The 18,129-nt window shown below is 67.4% G+C and carries 17 protein-coding genes; 3 read left to right on the plus strand and 14 right to left on the minus strand.

Going from position 1 to position 18,129, the window contains the following annotated elements:
* Position 1: 1 nt before the first annotated feature.
* On the minus strand, positions 2 to 724 hold the full coding sequence (locus ON45_RS09050; protein WP_051062786.1) for an alpha/beta fold hydrolase: 723 nt from the start codon (positions 722 to 724) through the stop codon (positions 2 to 4).
* Complete coding sequence (locus tag ON45_RS09055) at positions 721 to 1,455, minus strand: DsbA family oxidoreductase (RefSeq protein WP_206537673.1); 735 nt, start codon at positions 1,453 to 1,455, stop codon at positions 721 to 723. Before ON45_RS09055 ends, ON45_RS09050 begins: the two co-directional genes overlap by 4 nt.
* Positions 1,456 to 1,489: 34 nt before the next feature.
* Here ON45_RS09055 and menD point away from each other — a divergent pair, with 34 nt between their 5' ends.
* The gene (menD, locus tag ON45_RS09060) at positions 1,490 to 3,211 is read left to right on the plus strand and encodes a 2-succinyl-5-enolpyruvyl-6-hydroxy-3-cyclohexene-1-carboxylic-acid synthase (protein ID WP_051062787.1); all 1,722 of its coding nucleotides are present in this window, start codon (positions 1,490 to 1,492) and stop codon (positions 3,209 to 3,211) included.
* A gap of 27 nt (positions 3,212 to 3,238) precedes the next feature.
* Here the strand turns inward: menD and ON45_RS09065 are convergent, their stop codons facing one another.
* From ON45_RS09065 to ON45_RS09105, 9 genes are all read right to left on the minus strand, one after another.
* Entirely contained in the window at positions 3,239 to 4,270 is a 1,032-nt protein-coding gene (locus tag ON45_RS09065; protein WP_206537674.1) for an alcohol dehydrogenase catalytic domain-containing protein, read from the minus strand.
* 138 nt (positions 4,271 to 4,408) lie between these two features.
* Positions 4,409 to 5,599 (minus strand): isochorismate synthase, encoded by a 1,191-nt coding sequence (locus ON45_RS09070; protein WP_051062788.1) that lies wholly within the window; start codon positions 5,597 to 5,599, stop codon positions 4,409 to 4,411.
* A gap of 19 nt (positions 5,600 to 5,618) precedes the next feature.
* Positions 5,619 to 6,347, minus strand: coding sequence for a ubiquinone/menaquinone biosynthesis methyltransferase (locus tag ON45_RS09075; protein ID WP_040493322.1), 729 nt, complete (start codon positions 6,345 to 6,347; stop codon positions 5,619 to 5,621).
* 9 nt (positions 6,348 to 6,356) lie between these two features.
* A complete protein-coding gene (locus ON45_RS09080; RefSeq protein ID WP_040493323.1) occupies positions 6,357 to 7,016 on the minus strand; it encodes a hypothetical protein in 660 nt (219 codons plus the stop codon).
* Positions 7,013 to 8,275, minus strand: a complete 1,263-nt coding sequence (locus ON45_RS09085; protein WP_040493324.1) for a peptide-methionine (R)-S-oxide reductase — start codon at positions 8,273 to 8,275, stop codon at positions 7,013 to 7,015. The genes ON45_RS09080 and ON45_RS09085 overlap by 4 nt, the downstream gene beginning before the upstream one ends.
* A gap of 4 nt (positions 8,276 to 8,279) precedes the next feature.
* The gene (locus ON45_RS09090; RefSeq protein ID WP_040493325.1) at positions 8,280 to 9,497 is read right to left on the minus strand and encodes an SPFH domain-containing protein; all 1,218 of its coding nucleotides are present in this window, start codon (positions 9,495 to 9,497) and stop codon (positions 8,280 to 8,282) included.
* Between the two features lie 72 nt (positions 9,498 to 9,569).
* Complete coding sequence (locus ON45_RS09095) at positions 9,570 to 10,514, minus strand: ornithine cyclodeaminase family protein (RefSeq protein ID WP_040493326.1); 945 nt, start codon at positions 10,512 to 10,514, stop codon at positions 9,570 to 9,572.
* Positions 10,511 to 12,187: an acyl-CoA synthetase gene (locus ON45_RS09100; RefSeq protein ID WP_040493346.1), complete on the minus strand. Its 1,677-nt coding sequence runs from the start codon at positions 12,185 to 12,187 to the stop codon at positions 10,511 to 10,513. The genes ON45_RS09095 and ON45_RS09100 overlap by 4 nt, the downstream gene beginning before the upstream one ends.
* Before the next feature lie 24 nt (positions 12,188 to 12,211).
* Positions 12,212 to 12,658 (minus strand): MaoC family dehydratase, encoded by a 447-nt coding sequence (locus tag ON45_RS09105; protein ID WP_085946526.1) that lies wholly within the window; start codon positions 12,656 to 12,658, stop codon positions 12,212 to 12,214.
* A 32-nt stretch (positions 12,659 to 12,690) separates the two neighbouring features.
* Between ON45_RS09105 and era the strand changes: the two genes are divergently transcribed.
* A complete protein-coding gene (gene era / locus ON45_RS09110; protein ID WP_051062790.1) occupies positions 12,691 to 13,587 on the plus strand; it encodes a GTPase Era in 897 nt (298 codons plus the stop codon).
* On the opposite strand, the gene ON45_RS09115 is transcribed toward era, so the two are convergent.
* The 3 genes from ON45_RS09115 to ON45_RS09125 form a co-directional block, all read right to left on the minus strand.
* Complete coding sequence (locus ON45_RS09115) at positions 13,581 to 14,888, minus strand: PP2C family protein-serine/threonine phosphatase (protein ID WP_148288600.1); 1,308 nt, start codon at positions 14,886 to 14,888, stop codon at positions 13,581 to 13,583. The genes era and ON45_RS09115 overlap by 7 nt on opposite strands.
* A gap of 86 nt (positions 14,889 to 14,974) precedes the next feature.
* Positions 14,975 to 15,730 (minus strand): GerMN domain-containing protein, encoded by a 756-nt coding sequence (locus tag ON45_RS09120; RefSeq protein WP_040493329.1) that lies wholly within the window; start codon positions 15,728 to 15,730, stop codon positions 14,975 to 14,977.
* Positions 15,727 to 17,106: a HAMP domain-containing sensor histidine kinase gene (locus tag ON45_RS09125; protein ID WP_040493330.1), complete on the minus strand. Its 1,380-nt coding sequence runs from the start codon at positions 17,104 to 17,106 to the stop codon at positions 15,727 to 15,729. Before ON45_RS09125 ends, ON45_RS09120 begins: the two co-directional genes overlap by 4 nt.
* A gap of 358 nt (positions 17,107 to 17,464) precedes the next feature.
* Between ON45_RS09125 and ON45_RS09130 the strand changes: the two genes are divergently transcribed.
* The coding region (locus tag ON45_RS09130; protein ID WP_040493348.1) for a response regulator at positions 17,465 to 18,129 on the plus strand (665 nt) is incomplete at its 3' end.

Here is an 18,129-nt window from a genome sequence, read left to right on the forward strand (position 1 = left end):
GTCAGCGGACGAACGTGGCCAGAGCCGCCGCGGTTGCGCTCGGGTTCTCCAGGTGGACGCTGTGTCCGGCGTCCTCGATCACGATCAGTCGTGAGTCGTCGATGCCGCTCGTGAGCCGCTCACCCAGCGAACGGAACTTCGAGTCGTGCTCACCCACCAGGACGAGCGTCGGGCAGCGGACTTCTCCAAGCCGTGACCAGAGGGGGTCCTGTGTCCCGGTTCCCGTGGTCCGCAGGCTCGAAGCCAACCCTGCCGCACTGTTGCGCAGTCGGTCGCTGCGCATCGCGGATTCCTCGTCGAGACCGGCGAAGAGTGGATTGGCAAGCCACTCGTCGATGAACTTCTCGACGCCGATCTGCTCGACCCGCTCGGCGAGGCGTTCGTCGCTCGCTCGCCTGGCCGCGCGCTCGTCGGCGTCGTCGATGCCGGCCGTCGCGCCGATCAACACGAGTCGCTCGACGAGTTCCGGATGAGCGAGCGCCGCGTGCAGCGACACCCGCCCGCCCATGGAATAGCCGACGTAGGTGCCGGCGCCGCCCTGGCGGACGAGGTGGTCGGCCGCTCCCCACAGATCGGTGTGGACGTCACCGGCGCGTCCGTGGCCCGGGAGGTCGATCGCCTGCGTCACGACCCCCGGGGTCGACTCGTGCAGTCGCGCCTCGATGTCGGCCCAGCTCCGCGCGGTCTGAGTGAATCCGTGGGCGAGAACGACCCGGTCGCTCACGCGGGGGCGTCAGCGAGCGCCTGATCGGCCATCTTGCGCAACACCTTCGCGAAGGTCGCCGAATCCTGGGCGCCCGGCACGGCCCACTGGTCGTTGAACACGTAGGTGGGCACTGCGGTGATCCCGGTGTCCCGGGCGTGGTCGAGTTCTGCCGCGACCTCGGCGGTGCCTTCCGACGACTCGAGGAACGCAATCGCCTCGTCGCGGTCGACGCCGACGTCTGCGGCGCAGTCGGCCAGCGCGCCGGCGTCACCGACGTGGGTTCCGTCCATGAAGTAGGCCCGGAGCAGTCGCTCCTTCATCGCGTCCTGCGTCACGGGGGATTCGGGCTGCCCCGCCCACCAGATCAGCCGATGTGCGAGCAGCGTGTTGGCGCGCTGCGCACGATCCATCCGGAACTCGAGGCCGTCCTCGGCGGCCGTGCGAGTGACGTGGCCGATGATCTGCTCGGCCTTCTCCGGACCGCCGAACTTCTTCGCGTAGGCGTCGAGCACCGGACCGGCAACGCCCGGCGCTGCCGTGGGATCAAGCTGGTAGGGCTTGTACTCGATGTCGAAATCCACACCGAGGTCACCGTCCTCGGTCGCCTCGGCAAGGCCTGCTTCGAAGCGCCGTTTGCCGATGTAGCACCACGGGCACACGACATCGGAGTAGATGTCGATCGAGATCGTGGGCCGAGTCGAGCCGGTCTGGTCGCTCGACCCGGGTCCGGTGTTGGTGTCGATGTCCATGACTTCCAGGGTAGGGCCGTATCGTCGGTGGGCGATGGTCGAGGTCCCCGCTGCTCGTGAACTCCCCGCCGACGCGAGTCCGACCGACGTCCAGGCCACGTACTGTGCGACCCTCGTCGATCAGTGGCTGCGGCTCGGCGTGCGCCACGCCATCGTCGCCCCCGGCTCGCGGTCGACGCCGATGGCGCTCGCGCTCACCGATCGAGAGGAGATGGCGGTCCACGTCGTCCACGACGAACGCGCTGCCGCCTTCGTGGCCGTCGGGCTCGGGCTCGACGCAGGTCCCGACCGACCGGCCACCCCGGCGTTGCTGCTGTGCACGAGTGGCACCGCCGCCGCGAACTTCTTCCCGGCCGTGGTGGAGGCCGGACTGTCCGAGATTCCGCTGATCGTGCTCACCGCCGATCGGCCCGACGAGCTGCGAGGGGTGGGCGCGCCGCAGACCATCGACCAGATCGATCTGTACGGCGGCCACGTCCGCTGGTCATGCGATCCAGGGGTCGCCGAGGCGTCGACGGCGGGGGAGTGGCGCCCGTTGGCGACGACCGCGTGGAAACACTCGGCTCACGGTCCCGTTCAGCTCAACCTCGCTTTCCGGGAGCCGCTGGTCGGTCGGGCGTACGCCCTGCCCGCTCCGCACGATCCCGAACCCGTCGATCACGCCCCCGCGAACGTTGCGCCCACCGACGCCGTCCCGAGTGGATTCGATCGTGAACGCGGGATCATCCTCGTGGGCGGTCGGCATGGCGTCGATGTCGACAAGATCGTCGAGTTGGGTCGGCGGACGGCTTGGCCGATCATCGCCGACCCGACGTCGGGCATGCGGCACCTCGGCGACGTCAGCACCGTCGACGCGCTGCTGCGGTCCGAGGGGTTCGCGGACACGTTCGCCCCGGACACGATCGTGCGAATCGGTCGACCGTCGACGTCGAAACTGCTCGCGCAGTGGACGGCTCGCCTCGACGCCACGCTGATCCAGGTCGGCGGCCCCGGCCGGATCGATCCCGCGCACGATGTGGCGGCCCGGTGCACGATCGACGACCTGCTGGCCGCGGCTCCCTCGGCAGCGACCGGTCGCTCGTGGCTCGACGAGTGGCGCCGTGTGGACGAGATCGCCGATCAGGTCATGGCAACGCACGTGATCGGTGACGATCTGAGCGAACCGGCGGTCGCCCGGGTGATCGCCGAGAACCTTCCGCCGGCTGCCCGGTTGACCGTCTCCTCATCGATGCCGGTCCGCGATCTCGAATGGTTCGGCGGACGCACGGCGACCGCCCACAGCAACCGCGGTGCGAACGGCATCGACGGAGTCCTGTCCACCGCGCTCGGCAGGGCGCTCGGCCGAGCACACAGCTCGGCCCGACCCGTCGGTCCGGAGTTCGTGCTGATCGGTGACCTCGCGTTCGTGCACGACTCGAACGCACTCGTGGCATTGACGGAGCGGGCGGTCGATCTGCGCGTGGTCGTGGTCGACAACGACGGCGGTGGGATCTTCTCGTTCCTCCCGCAGGCGACGATCCTCGAACACCGTCGATTCGAGCAGCTGTTCGGGACCCCGCTGGGAACGGACGTGTTGCAACTCGCCGCCGCTCACGGGGTTCCCACGGCGACGGCCACCTCGGGCGCCGAGTTGATCGATCAACTGGGTCGGCCCGGACCGTGGTTGTGCCGCGTCCCGTCCGATCGCGCGGAGAACGTCCTCGTCCACCAGCGGCTCCACGATGCCGTGAATGCGGCCCTGGACGCCGCGCGCTGAACAGCACGACCGCCCGCCCCGGTCCGGTCAGGGCAGCAGCACGAGCTTGCCGACGAAGTCCTTGCGTCCGAAGCGCTCCTGGGCAGCGGCGATCTCGGGGAGAGGGAAGGTCGCCGCGACGAGCGGGGCGACACCACCACTGGCACCGATCGCCGCCAGTTGGGCGAAGTCGTCCGGCGTGTGCATCGTGGAGCCGATGATCTTCCGGTGTCGGAGGTACAGGCGGCGGATGTCGAATGGCACGATCGGTCCCGCGATCGCGCCGGCGGTCACCAGTCGACCGCCGTCGCGAAGTCGGTCGATCAGGGGTCCGAACTCGTCGCCACCCACGACATCGACGACAGCATCGGCGGGTTCGATCGCGGTGATGTCGTCGATCCCGCGAACGGAGATCTCCGCCACGTCGAGTTCGGCGATGACGTCGCGCTTCGACTCGCTGGTCCGGGCGACGACGGAGCAACCGCGGTCGATCAGGAGCTGGACGGCGGCCATCCCGACCCCTCCGGACGCGCCGGTCACGATCACCCGCTCGCCGGCGGCGCACTCGGCCCGATTCAGCATTCCGAGTGCGGTGCCGTACGCCGTGGGCAGACACGCCAACTGAGCGGGCGACAGCGGGGAGCCGGACACGTCGTGGAGCTGGCGCTCCGAGCAGAGGTGGTACTGGGCGAATCCGCCGTCGATCTCACTCCCGATGATGTCGGCGGGATACGCCCCGTCGTAGCGAGCCGCCGGGTCGACGATCACCGGGCGCCCGTTCCACGTCTCGTCGACGCCGGAACCGACTTCGACGACCTCGCCCGCGACGTCGATCCCCTGAATCCGCGGGAAATCGAGCGGCACACCCTTCCACCCCACGACCGCGTCCGGATCATCGGCGGTGCCGTAGGCGCCTTCGCGCGACCAGATGTCGGTGTTGTTGAGCGCGGCCGCAGTCACGCGCACCAGCACCTGCCCCGCTCCGACCTCGGGGCGCGGCCAATCGTCGTGGATCTCGATGTGTTCCGGCCCGCCGTGGCCGAGCGTGACCGCTGCCGTCATCACCCTGCGTCCGCTCACGAGCCGAGCTTGACACATCAGCCGAAGGGGCCGTTGCGAGCGGCCGCCGAAAAAATGGTGGAGGCGGAAAGCTTTCGCCTTCCGCCCCCAAGTCGTCGAGAGGTTATCGGGTCCGACTCGCAGTTGGGTGCATCGACGCTACGGCCGGATGATCGCCGAGAGCATCGCCTGGAACTTGGCCTGGGTCTCGGCGAGTTCGGCGAGCGGGTCGCTGTCGGCGACGATGCCTCCGCCGGCGACCAAGCGTGCGGATCTCCGATCGGAGGCGAACTCTGCGCAGCGGATCGCCACGGCCCACGCTCCGTCGCCGTGCGCGTCGACCCAGCCGACCGCACCTCCGTACCGACCCCGTTCGAACCCCTCGACGTGGCCGATCAGGTCGAGTGCCTCGGAACGTGGGTGACCTCCGAGTGCCGGCGTCGGCGACAGGGCGCGCACCAGCTCGACGACCGACGGGCCGGGCTGGGACAACATTCCTTCCATCCGGGTGCCGAGGTGCTGCACGTTGGCGACCGTGACGACCGACGGCTCCGGCTCCCAGTCGAGATAGCTGACATAGGGCAGGAGTCGGTCGTGAACGTCGTCGATCACGACTCGGTGCTCGATCTGGTTCTTCGTGCTCGCCTGCAGTTCTGCGGCCAGACGCGCGTCGTTGTCGACGTCGCCCGTGCGCGGCGTCGTGCCGGCGAGCGGGTGGGACCGGATCACGGCACCCTCGACCTCCACGAGCAGTTCGGGCGAGGCCCCGACGAACCCGTCGATCGAGAAGCGGTAGCTCGACGAGAACGTCGCCTTCAGTCGGCGGAGGACCGCGTGGATGCTGATGGGGCCATCGGCAGCCACCTCGATCGGGCGGGCGATGACCGCCTTGGTGAGTGTCCCGGCACGAACCGCATCACGCGCCTGGGCAACCGCCGCGAGGTAGTGGTCGATGTCGACGAGTGGAGCGATCGTCCACGACGGCGCGGTGGGTTCGGGTTCGCGCGGCGGGGCCAACGCTGCGTCGATGTCGGCACCATCGATGGCGGTCACCCACGCGTCGCCGTCGCGTTTGACGACCGTGACCGCGGGAATGAGCAGGTCGGAATCGGCGCCGGGGCGAAACGGGACTCCTCCGACCGCGATCGGTGCCGCCGCTCCGACGGACGAGTCGTGCTCGATCGATGCGAGGAGGTCCGCGGCGTCGTCCGCTGCCACCCGAGTCGCGACACCGCTTCCCGCGACTCCGTTGCCGCCGCGAACGAACAGGACCCCGTCGTCGGCGGCGATGTCGTTGAGATCCGGTGCGGCGTCGGTGAACTCCGACAGGGGGCGGGTGATCGCCTTCATGGTCGTCGAACCTCGCGGATCAGTCGCGCGTGCCGACCATCAGCTGCGTGAGCCCACCCGAGAGCTGTCGGTGCGTCGCATCGCCGAACCCGGCCGAACGCAACATCGCCAGCAGTTCATCGGGATCGGGCAGGTAGGCCACGCTCTTCGGGAGGTAGCTGTATGCCGCGCCGTCGGACAGTGCGGCGCCGATCTTCGGCACGATCTTGCCGAAATAGATGTCGTTGCCGAAACGCAACACCCGATTCGGTGGGGTGCTGACGTCGAGCAGCGCGATCCGTCCTCCGGGACGGATCACTCGACCCAACTCCTCGAAGAAATCACCGAGATCGAGGAGGTTGCGGAGTGCGAAGCCGCAGGTGACGCCGTCGACCGACCCGTCGGGTACCGGCAAGCGCAAGATGTCGGTCTGCACGCGCGGGGCGCCGGATCGGTCTGCCGTCAACATCCCGAAGCTGAGGTCCATCGAGAACGGTCGCAGACCCGACTCGGCGAGGTCGATGCACATGTCGCCGGTGCCGCTGGCGAGGTCGAGCACGCTCGATCCTGCGGGAAGCGCGAGGTCCCGGATCGCTCGCTTGCGCCAACGCACATCGAGGCGCAACGAGATGATGCGGTTCAGTCGGTCGTACTTCGGCGCGATCGCGTCGAACATGTCGCGCACCGCAGCGACCTTCTCCTCGCCCTCGGGAAGATCGTCGGTGTCCCATCGGCGGGTCGAAGCGTCCGGGGCTGGCTGGGAACTCACCCGCTCAGGCTAGGCGTTGTGTTCGTCGGCGGCAGCGGCCGGCGGGTCGTCCGGACTCGTCGCCGGTCGCGGCGGTGGCTCCGATGGCGGAGACGTGGCCGGGGGAGGAGGCGCGGGTTGCGCGTGTCGGGCGACCTCGTTCGACGCGTCGTCGGTTCCGGCGACCTGGCGATCGATCAGTTCGACCTCGGCGCGGGCCTGCGCGAGTGCGTGCAACTTCAGGTCGGCCGCCGAAACCGCTTGTTCGAGCTGCGCCTTGGAATCGGCCACCGTGATGCTCGTGACCATCTCGGCGATCGTGGATTCGAGGGCCACGACGTGTTCCTCCACGGTGTCGATCGCAGCCTCGCGGTGTGCTGCCGGGAGAGCCGCCGAGGCGACCAGTCGTTCGTCGATCGCGAGGGCTTCGGCATCGATCGATCGCATCTGGGGAGCCAGTCCCAACTCGACCAGGCGTGGGTTCTCGTGGGCGCCGCGGACGGCCGCTCCGAGTCGGCGGTGCAGCTTGGCTTCACGCGAGTGCGCGCCGGCCCAGCTTGCAGGCGCCGGCGACTTCTCGCCCGGCACGATCTCGTTCTGCTGGGCGAAGTCGCGCTTCGACCGCACGGTCAGCGCAACACCGAAACCGATCACCGCAGCGACCGCCAGCACCAGGAGCGCGGTGATCACCCTGATCCACCCCCGCCCGACGATGAGTACAACACGATGATCACGATCAACAGGATCAGCGCAGCGGTGACGGCGAATGCGATCTTCACCTTGCTGTACGGGCGAGAACCGTGGACCTCGCCGGTGGCGCCGTTGATGTACACCTGGAACGGACGCCCGTCGTAGATGACGGTCAGCAACCAGAGCGGCAACAGCACGTGCTTGTAGGTCATCTCGCGCCAGCTGATGTTCATCCGGTCGATGCGTTGTTGGTTGCCACCGATGTCGCGACGGATGGTGCCCTTGATCTCCTCGTTCATCACCGCGGTCGCCTCGCCGAGGCAGTCCTCGACGTCGCGGTCGTAGGTCCGCGCGAGGTGTCCTGCCGAGTACTCGGCCGAGTAGGGCTTCGCGGTCTGGGTCGGCCACGGTTCGAGCTTGTCGATGCGGTTCTTTTCGAAGCCGGTGTTCGCCAGCACCGGTACGTCGTCGAAGCTGTTCCCGACCGTGCCCCGCGCCGGGTACCACTGCGTGTACACCTCGGTCCGGCGGTTGTCGCCGCTGCCGACGGTGCGGGTACGGGTGACGCCGCGCTGGCCGACGTAGGTGGTGACGGTGTCGGCGTCGTAGGTGAAGTACGCCATGTAGACGCTCTTGAACGAGCCGGTGCGGTTGTACCGCTTGAACTCCGAGGGAGCGAACCAGCGTCCGTTGATCCACGCCTCGATGAGTTCTGCGGCCGCCTTGTCGTCGACCTGGAACGGAAGCACCGCGTCGACCGGAAGTCGCTCGGGTGCGTCGTGGACGTCGTCACGCTGGATCGGGGTGGCGCAGTACGGGCAGTTGTTCGCGGTGAGACTTCCGGAGAAGGTCGTGTGTCCGCCACAGTTCTGACAGACGATCTCCTTCTCCTCGGTGACGACGCCGGGCTGGGTTCTGCCTTCACGCACTCTGCGGAGTGCTGCGCGCAGATCCTGTTCGACCACCTCGCCGTCGCCTTCGACGAGTTCGTGGGTGCTCCCGCAGTGCTGGCACTTCAACTTCTGCGATGCGATGTCGAAGTGGAGTTCGCCGCCGCACGCACGACACGGGTACGTGCGCGAACTCTCGGTGACGTGTTTCATCGTCAGCGAGTGCGAGTCGAGATCGTCGCGGCGTCCGGTGTGGCCCGGAGACCCCGGTGCAGGTGGCGGCGGTGGAGTGTCCGACGGCGGAAGCGGGGGAGGCGGTGGCGGTGGCCCCTCGTCGGATCCGCCGAGCGGCGGTGGGGTGTCGCTCATCGGGTCACTCCGTCGGAGCGTCGGGCGCTGGCGGAGTCGGGGGGACCGGCGGGGGGTTCGGGCTGGTCGGCGGCACGGGCGGGGGAGCAGCGAACAGTGCCTGGAGTTCGGGGACGGACTGGGCCGGAGCCCAGGCAGCCATCCCTTGTGCCCACACGAGGGTCTGCCCGGTGACCTGGCCCCCCTGGATGCCCTGCTGCATCTGGGCCATGTTGTACGGACCACCCGCCTGGCCGCCGTGATCGACGTGGAAGAGCTTCTGGCCGGGAAGTGGTGGCGGGGCACCGCCGGGGTTGGCCGCGACGGCGGGCTGAGCCGCCGGCGCCTGTTGAGCACCACCGGCGCCGGGCATCTGGTTGGCCATCTGACCGGCCATCGCGACGCCCATGCCCATCTGCATCATGTCGCCCATCACCGAGCCGCCCTCGTTCTCGGCGGCGGCGAGCATCGCATCGGCCGCTTGGGCCTGCTGGTACTTGTCGAGGTCGACGTTCTCGACGAAGCCGGACGCCTCGACGCCCTTCGCGACGCCGCGTGTCATCGCCTGGGTCACCTCGTCGGGCAACGAGATGTTCATCGTCATGTCGGGAATCTCGAGGCCGAACTCGTCGTCGACGCGCTCCTGCACGAACTGAGCGAGGCGTCCCGACAGAGACACCTGCTGGCCCTGGAGATCGATCGCACCCAGTCCGGATGCCAGCACCATGTCGGAGAACGCCATCGAGATGATGCGCCGCAACAATTCGGTGATCTCGTCGGCATCGACCGCCGAGTCCGTGCCGATGACCTCCTTGAGGAAGATCTCGACATCGACGATCTTGACGACGCACAGGCCGTTCGCACGGACCTGGACCATCTTGAAATCGGGGTCTCGAACCGTGACCGGCTGGGGAGTTCCCCAGCGGATGTCGGTCACGGGGCGGGTGTTGATGAAGTACACCTCGGACCGGAACGGGCTGTCGAATCCGTGCTTCCACCCCTGGATCGTGGACATGATCGGCAGGTTCTCGGACGTGAGCTCGTAGTGGCCGGGCTCGAACTGGTCGGCCAGTGCGCCCCGATAGACGAAGACCGCCTTCTGGCCCTCACGGACGATCAGCTGGGCGCCGTTCTTGATCTCGTTCTGATAGCGCGGGAAGCGCCACGCGAGCGTGGAACGCGAATCGTCGATCCACTCGATGATGTCGACGAGTTCGCCCTTGAGTTTGTCCATGAGACCCATGGCAGGCCCACCTTTCGTCTTCGTTGAGGTCCAGATCAGACCATAGAACACAGGTCGCCGGCTGATCCGAGATTACGAGCTTCCGACGTCGAGCCGCCTTCGATCCGACGCGGAATGCCGCTCGAACATGTGCCGAGCGACCATCAGGTCGAGGTGTGCCCCGCCGGCGTTCTTGAAGAGCGTGATCTCGTCGTCGGATGACCGCGCGAACGCACCGGACTCGAGACCGCCGAAGTCGACGAGGCGCTCGGGGTCGAGGATCCCGTTGCCGACGGGCCCGCCGATGTCGCCCACGTCGAGCGCGGTGTCGACGCTGTCGACGAAGACCGAGGCGCGGTGGATGCACTCGTCGTCGGCTTCGCGCATGTCCGGCCGGTACCCGCCGATGAGGTCGATGTGCTGACCCGGCCGGAGCCAGTCGCCGGACACAACCGGTTCGGAGGACATGGTGGCCGTGCACACGAGGTCGGCTTCAGCGATTTCGGCGCGAAGATCGCTGACGACGCGAGCCGATGCCGCGGCGGCGAGGGCACGCGCGTTCTCGGGAGTTCGGCTCCAGATCCCCACGTCGGCCCCGGGGAACACCGATCGATAGGCGTCGACCATCGATGCCGCGACGGTGCCGGAGCCGACGATCAGGATGCGGTTCGTGTCGGGCCGAGCCAGACGACTGGCGGCCAGTGCGGAGTCGGCGGCGGTCTTCCACTTCGTGACCATGTGGAAGTCGAGCGTGCAGTCCAGTCGTCCCGTCCGGTCGGAGAACAGCGACACGGAACCGTGCACGGTCGGGAGGTCGACGGTCGAGTTGGACGGGAAGATCGTCGCGGTCTTCACCGCGCAGCCGAGGCCGTCGATCCATGCTGCACGGCTCAGGAGCGAATCATCACCCCGGCGGAGCAAAGTGTCGTCGATCTCCGCGGGTGGCGAACGGTGTCCGTTCTCGATGGCCTCCATCACCCCGGGCCAGGTCAGCAGGGCCTCGACGGACGCCGCCTCGAGGTGCGTGGCGGCCGTCATCCAATTGCGACGCCGCGAGCCCACCGATAGTCGGCTTTGCCGCTCGGCGAGCGGACGATGTCGTCGACGCGAATGATCTCCTTGGGGAGCTTGTATCGAGCGACGTGGCGTTCGGCTTCGGCGATCAGGTCCTCGTCCGACACCTCGTGGTCGGGACGGATGCGCACGATCGCCACGACCTCGTTGCCCCAGCGTTCGCTCGGTCGTCCTGCGACGATGCAGTCGTAGATCGCGTGATGTTCCTTGATCGCCGCCTCGACCTCCTCAGCGAAGATCTTCTCGCCGCCGGAGTTGATCGTCACCGAGTCCCGGCCGTGGAGTTCGACGATTCCCGGTCCGCCGACGTCGTCGACGAGCAGGCGGGCTCGATCGCCCGGCACGGCGTACCGGATGCCATCGACGACCGGGTAGGTGCGCGCCGTCTTGTCCGGGTCGCCCAGGTATCCGAGTGCGAGGCGGCCGGTCTTGGCGAGCCACCCCAGTTCGTCCGACCCAGGGTCGAGAACGGCATCGAGATCGGCGGAGAGCACGACATTGCCCTCGACCATCGGGAACGTTCCCGTCGTCGAATCCCCGCCGGTCGACACCTGAGAGACCTGGCCGCCTGCCTCCGATGACCCGAGTCCGTCGATGATCATCAACGTCGGGAGGTGCGCGAGGAACTCGTCCTTCAGTGGAGCCGACAGCGCCGCTCCACCCGAGAGGACCACGGTCAGCGACGACAGGTCGTACCGCGAGCCTGCCGATCGGGCGCGATCCAGTTCGTCGAGCAGCGGCCGAGCGAACGCATCACCGACGATCAGGAGGAAGTCGATCCGCTCACGTTCGACGATCGTCCAGATGTCGGCCGGGTCGAGTCGGTCGGTCACGTCCTGGACCACGATCGTGCCCCCACCGAGCCAGGTTCGGAAGCTCATCCAGTGTCCGGCACCGTGCATGAACGGTGGCGCGAGGAGAGCCCGCAGCCCGGTGTTCGCGTCGGCGATGAACTCGTCGATCGTCGTCGCCGTCTTGGAGCCGCCGAAGCACTCGCGCATCGCATCGCCGTTGCGCCACATCACACCTTTGGGCATTCCGGTGGTGCCGCCGGTGTAGAGCATGTAGAGGTCATCGGCTGACCAGTCGACGGGCGGACGTTCGGGCGATGCCGCGGCGAGTGCATCCTCGTACCACACGGCTCCGGGGAGCAGGTCGTTGCCCGATTCGTCGGGCACCTGTAGGATCGTGGTGAGGTTCGGGACGCTCGGGAGGACTTCGGCCAACGTGGGGGCGAAGGTGGAATGGATGACCACCGCGCGGGCATCGGAATCGGTGAGGAGGTACTCGAGCTCCTCCGCGACGTAGCGATAGTTCACGTTCAGCGATGCGACGCGGGCTTTGAGCGCCCCGAGCATCGCCTCGAGGTACTCGTTGCCGTTGTGGAGGTAGATCGCCAGATGGTCCTGGCCGGAGACGTGCCCGGCGACCTCGTCACGCTCGGTGTGGCACCCGAGACCCTCGCCGAGGAGGTGGTTCGCAAGGCGGCGTGTCCGGTCCTCGATCTCGGCCCACGTGAATCGACGGTCGCGGAAAACGAGGCATTCGGCATCCGGGCGCGTCCGCCCGATGGCTTCGTGCACCTCGGCGAGGCCGAGTTCGGCGTCGTCCGAGGCGACGTCGGGGCTGTCGGACATCGCCGAGGTCATCTCAGTCGGCGGTCAGACGTAGTAGCGGAAGATGACTTCGGCGACACAGGACGGCTTGTCGGCGCCTTCGATCTGGAACACGAACTCCTGGGTGACCTGCGCGCCGCCCGGCACGTCGTCGACGGCGGTGAGCGTGATGCCGAGTCGCAGCTTGGAACCCACCGGGACCGGCGAGGGGAAGCGGACCTTCCCGGTCCCGTAGTTGACGCCCATCGCGACGCCGGAGACGCCGAAGACCTGTGGCGACAGCATCGGGCCCAGCGAGAGCGTGAGATAGCCGTGCGCGATCGGCCCACCGAACGGGCCCTCCTTGGCGCGCTCGACATCGACGTGGATCCACTGATGATCGCCCGTGGCGTCGGCGAAGGTGTTCACCTGCTCCTGGGTGATCTCGACGTACGGCGAGTATCCGAGGTGCTCTCCGACGAGGGCCTTGAGTCCGTCGATTCCTTCGATCATGCGCATGAGGCTGATGTTGGCAGACTGTCGTGATGAGCGACGAAACAGACGACACATCTGCGGGTCCGGTCGGTGATTTCCGGTCGGGCTTCGTGACGTTCGTCGGTCGTCCCAACGTCGGCAAGTCGTCGCTGGTCAACGCGATCTGCGGACGCAAGATCAGCATCGTCAGCGACAAGCCGCAGACCACCCGTCACCGGATCATGGGGGTGCTGTCGCGTCCCGAAAGCCAACTCGTGTTCGTCGACACGCCGGGTCTGCACAAGGCCGTCACGGCGCTCGGCGAGCGGGTCAACGCGACTGCGCTCGACAGCGTCGACCAGAACTCGGGCGACGTCGACGCGACCGCGCTGGTGCTCGACGCGACACAGCCGTTCGGCAAGGGAGATCGCTGGGTCGCCGACCGGCTCGACATGTCGAAGGCGATCGTGATCGTCAACAAGATCGACCGAGCGCCGCAGGAGAAGGTGCTGGCGATGTTGAGCGCCGCGAGTGAACTCGGCGCACGCGAGTACTTCCCCGTGTCCGCGCGCACGAAGGACGGCCTCGACGGGTTGGTCGACCACCTCGTCGACCAGCTTCCTCCCGGGCCGAGATACTTTCCCGATGACGAGGTGAGCGATCTCCCCGAGGAACGATGGGTCGCCGAACTCGTCCGTGAGCAACTGCTCGCGGCCACGCGTGACGAGCTGCCCTACTCCATCGCCACGCAGGTCGTGGAATGGGAGTGGCCACGCATTCGCGTCGACATCATCGTCGAGCGCGACAGTCAGAAGGGCATGGTGATCGGCAAGGGCGGCAGCGTGCTGAAGCGCGTCGGCGAGGCCGCCCGCAAGCAACTCCCCGACGGTGCCTTCCTCGAGCTGCGGGTGAAGGTCGACAAGGACTGGCAGCGCCGGCCCGATCGAGTCGAGCGGCTCGGCTACTGACGGTCGGTCGGAGCGCTTGCCCCGATCGACGGGGACGTCGGACCGATGCGCGGAGGAGCGAGGATCCTGATGGCCAGCAGGGCGACGTCGTCGAGCAGGTTCTGGCAGGCATGGGTGACGATGCCGTCTGCGATGTGGTCGATGAACGCGTCGGCGGCGTGAGTGGGTGCGGTCGACATGAGATGTTCGAGGGCGTCGTCGCCGAAGGGTTCTCCGGCCGGGTTGCGGGCGTCGGTGGCGCCGTCCGAGTAGAGCATGATGATGCTGTCGGGTGGCAGAGTCAGCGCCTCACTGAGGTACCGGTTTTCCGTCGCGAGACCCACCGGGCTGGCGTTGGCGCCGTTCAGCCGGCGAATGGTTCCATCCGGATCGCGGACGAGCGGGGGCGGATGACCTGCACTGGCTCGCTCGATTCGGCCTGGTCGGGCGGTGTCGACCGTGAGGTAGCTGAGCGTTGCGAACCGGCCCGGGTCGACGTGATCGTGTTGGAGGGAGTTGTCGACCTCGCTGAGGACCTCGTCGAGATCTCGTGAGTGCGTGGCGGCAGCGCGCAGGCTGTACCGGACCAGGGCGGTGAGTCGTGCTGCGGCGGCGCCGTGTCCGCACACGTCGCCCAGTACGACGCCCCATCGGTCATCGTCGATGGCGAACACGTCGTAGAAGTCGCCCAGAACATCGTTGCCATCGGTTGCGGCGCGATACCACCCGGCGATGTCGCAGCCCGTGACCTCGGGGAGTTCGGCCGGAATCAGTTCGGCGCGCAACGCCGCCAAGGACTGTGCTTTTTCCTCCTGGGCGGAACGCGCGATCTGGAGGTCGCGTCGGTGTTCGAACTCGCGCTGCACCTGATCCCGGAAGGTGTGCAGCACGTCGCGGTCGTCGTCGGTCCAGGTCCGGGTTTGCGTGTCGACGACGCAGAAGCTGCCGATCACCTGGCCGTCGAGCACGATCGGAGCACCCGCCCATGCCCGGACGGCCATCGTCTCGATCGACGGGTTGTCCTTGGTGACTGGGTCCGCTGACGCGTCACCGACGACCAGGTCATCTCGCGATCGGATCACGTACTGACAGAACGACTCGTCGACCGAGTTCGATCGGGTGCCGTCGTTCACCCCGTGCGCGGCGGTCCAGTACGACCGGAGGTCATCGACGATCGTCACGAACGCATAGGGAGCACTCAGCAATCGGGCGACGAGCCGGGCGAACTCGTCGAACACCGGTTCATGGGGACCGTCCATCATCCCCAACTGCGCTACGACCGCCAAACGCTCAGGATCGACCACCGGGTCCACCGCACTCACCACGCGCACGATAGCCCGATCCCGACCGCCACGGCTCTGGCGTGGCGGTACGCCTCAGCATCTCGAGTCGGACCTCGTCAGACCGGCTATCCGTCGGTCGACGATTCCGGGACGGACGTCGTTCCGTCGTCGGTGACGACGGGGTCGTCGTCGGGGACGGACTCCACCGGGTCGGGGTCGTCGACCGTCGACGGATCGAACTCGGTGTCGACGCGCATGGTCGAGTAGTCGTCGACCGAGACCGGCTCGTCGGTGAGTTCGCCGTCACCGGTCGGGACCGCCACCGTGTCGGTGCTCCCGTTGAACGTGAACACCGCTTGGCCGACGCCGCCGAGGCCGTACAGGAAGGTGAGCACGATCTGGGCGATCGCCGCGCGCTGGTCACGCGACGCGATGTCGTCGAGCACGTCCTCGTCGAGGTCGATCGTGAGAACTCCGTCCTGGGCGGACGTGTCGATGATCGAGCCTTCTTCGACCAGGTTGGTGAGGAGGTCTCCGGAGGGACCTGGTCCTCGTTCGAGGAGCAGGATCAGGTCGGTGTCGGCGACGGGCGACGGGGCGGCCATCTCCACGGCTCGGAGTTGGTCGCGTGACAGGAAGAACACCTCGACCAGTTGCGTCGCCGGGGCGATCGTCGTGGTCGTGCTCTGTTCCGGCGTGTCGGGGACCGTCGTCGTGGTGGTGGTCGTGGTGGTCGTGGTCGTCGTGGTGGTGTCGGCCAGTCGATTCGGTATCTCGGCGTCGTCGATCGCTTCGAAACTGTCGGCGCCCGTGGGCACCCCGCAGCCGGCGGCCAGGGCAGCGACCGCACACCACGCTGCGGGGTGGGACCAGCGGCTCATGAGTTCCTCCGGGACGGGATCTCGAAGACGAAACGAGCGCCCCCGCCGGGACGGTCCTCGACCCACACTGCGCCGCCCATCGCGCTGCTGTGCTCGGACGCGAGTGCGAGGCCGAGCCCGGTTCCGATGCGATGTCGCGCTGCGCTGCCGCGAGCGAACCGCTCGAAGATGCGGTCGCGTTCGCTCTGCGCGACGCCCGGGCCGCCGTCCTCGACGGCGAATCGCAGCATTCCTCGTCCGGTCGGCACGACCTCCACACGCAGAGCCCCGCCGCCGTGGTGGTTGGCGTTCTCGATCAGGTTGCCGAGCACCCGCTCGAAACGGACCTTGTCGACGTCGATCTCGCGCGGAGTCGCGGGGTCGACATCGACCTCGATGTCGGGGCTCCCGAAACGAGCGGCAACGCGATCGGTGAGGGTGATGATGTCGAGCGTCTCGACCGTGAGATCGGTCGCGCCGGCATCGAGGCGCGAGAGCTCCAGCAGGTCGATGACCATGCTGTCGAACCGACGGACCTGGCTGACCACCACGTCGAGCGCCTGCTGGGTCCTCTCCGGGATGTCCTCGCGCTTCGCGTCGAGCACCTCGACGGCGGCGGTCAGCGCGGTGATCGGGGAGCGCAGCTCATGGCTGACATCGGACGCGAACCGGGCTTCCAGCTCGATCTTCGTCTGCACCGCGTCCGCCATGTCGTTGAACGAGTTTGCCAGACGGTCCAGGTCCGGATCGGATTCGCTCTCGAGTCGGGTGTCGAGACCACCCGACGCGATGTCTTCCGCGGCGTCGGCGACGCGACTGATCGGGCGGAGCAGTCGGCGGCTCGTCGAATATCCGAACAACGTGGCGAGCAGCAACGTGCCGGCGCCGCCGAGGGCGAGCGCGGTCAGCAGGGCGGTGAGGGTGGAACGCTCGTTGTCGGCAGGGAATGCTTCGAGATATCCGGTGTCGTGGCGACGGATGTACGTGCCGACCGTGACGTAGTCGTCTCCGTCGATCGATGTGTACTCGATCGCGGAACCGCCGGCCTCGACGTGTTCGACCAGTTCCGGCGGAAAGTCCGACAGCGGGTGGGTGACGTCGGTCTGCGATCGCGGGTCGACCAACACCGCGAATCCGCCGGGTTCGGTCCGCAGATCGTTGACGAAGTAGTCGCCGACGTTCACCTCGGGGTCGACGAGCGCCGCGTCGAGTTGGTCGGCCACTTCGGAGGCGTTGTCGAACGCCTGCTGTTTCGCCGACGACGACCGCTCGTCGAGAAGATTGTTCCGCGCGAAACCGTAGGTCACCCCGATCAGAACCAGACCTGCGAACAACGCGATGAGAGCGAAGAACAGCGTGACGCGAGTTCGCAGTCGAAGGGAGCGATCGCTGGCCACGGGTCGAGTGTTGCAGACTGACTCGGACGCGCCGACTCATCAACGGATCTGAGAGAGGGGGTTCACCCGCTGCCGGTGAGGCACCAGGGGGAGGGAGGTACCTCACCGGGGCAGCGTGAACGATTCACATAGTGCTCCCGGTCTGTGACGACCCGACGCTCGTATTGTGCGTTTTGTGTAACGAAGGGGAAATCTTCCGCCGGGTCGGTGAGCAGGGCCTTCGTCGGTCGATCTCCAGTAGCCGGTCAGGTTCATCGCTCCGGATCGCATCGAACCGTCGATGTCTGGTCGATTCTTCGACTGCAAACCGCAACAGAGCGGATCGGCCGACCGCGGTGACCTATCATCGGCGCACGTCATGGAAACCCTGTTGTTCATCGAAGACGACGACGCCATTCGACTCGCGCTGTCGCTCGCGCTCGAAGACGAGGGCTATTCGGTGCGTGAGGCGGCGAACGGTTCGGAGGGCTTGGCGTCGTTCGAACGCGAGTCGGTCGATCTGGTGCTGCTCGATCTTCGGCTGCCCGACCTGTCGGGGTTCGAGGTGTGTCGTGCGTTGCGATCCAAGAGCATCGTCCCGATCATCATCATCACCGCGCAGACCGACACCGTCGACATGGTCGCCGGACTCGAGGCGGGAGCTGACGACTACGTCACCAAACCGGTCGAGCCGAAGGAACTGGCGGCGCGGATCCGTTCGCTCCTCCGCCGCGTCCACCTCCATGACCAGATCCAGCCGCGCACGTCGATGTTCGGCGACGTGGAGCTGCGGCGGGAGCAGGGGATCGTGCTCAAGGGCGGTACCGAGATCGATCTCACCAAGACCGAGTTCCGGCTGCTCTGCGAGTTCGCCGACCACGCGGGCTCGGTCCTGTCGCGCGATCAGTTGCTCGAGCGGGTCTGGGGCTACGAGTACCTCGGCGACTCACGCCTCGTCGACGCACACGTGCGCCGGCTTCGGGTCAAGATCGAGGACCACCCCGACGACCCGAAGCTGATCATCACCTCGCGCGGTGTCGGCTA

The organism is Ilumatobacter nonamiensis YM16-303 (assembly GCF_000350145.1).
Lineage (GTDB): Bacteria > Actinomycetota > Acidimicrobiia > Acidimicrobiales > Ilumatobacteraceae > Ilumatobacter_A > Ilumatobacter_A nonamiensis.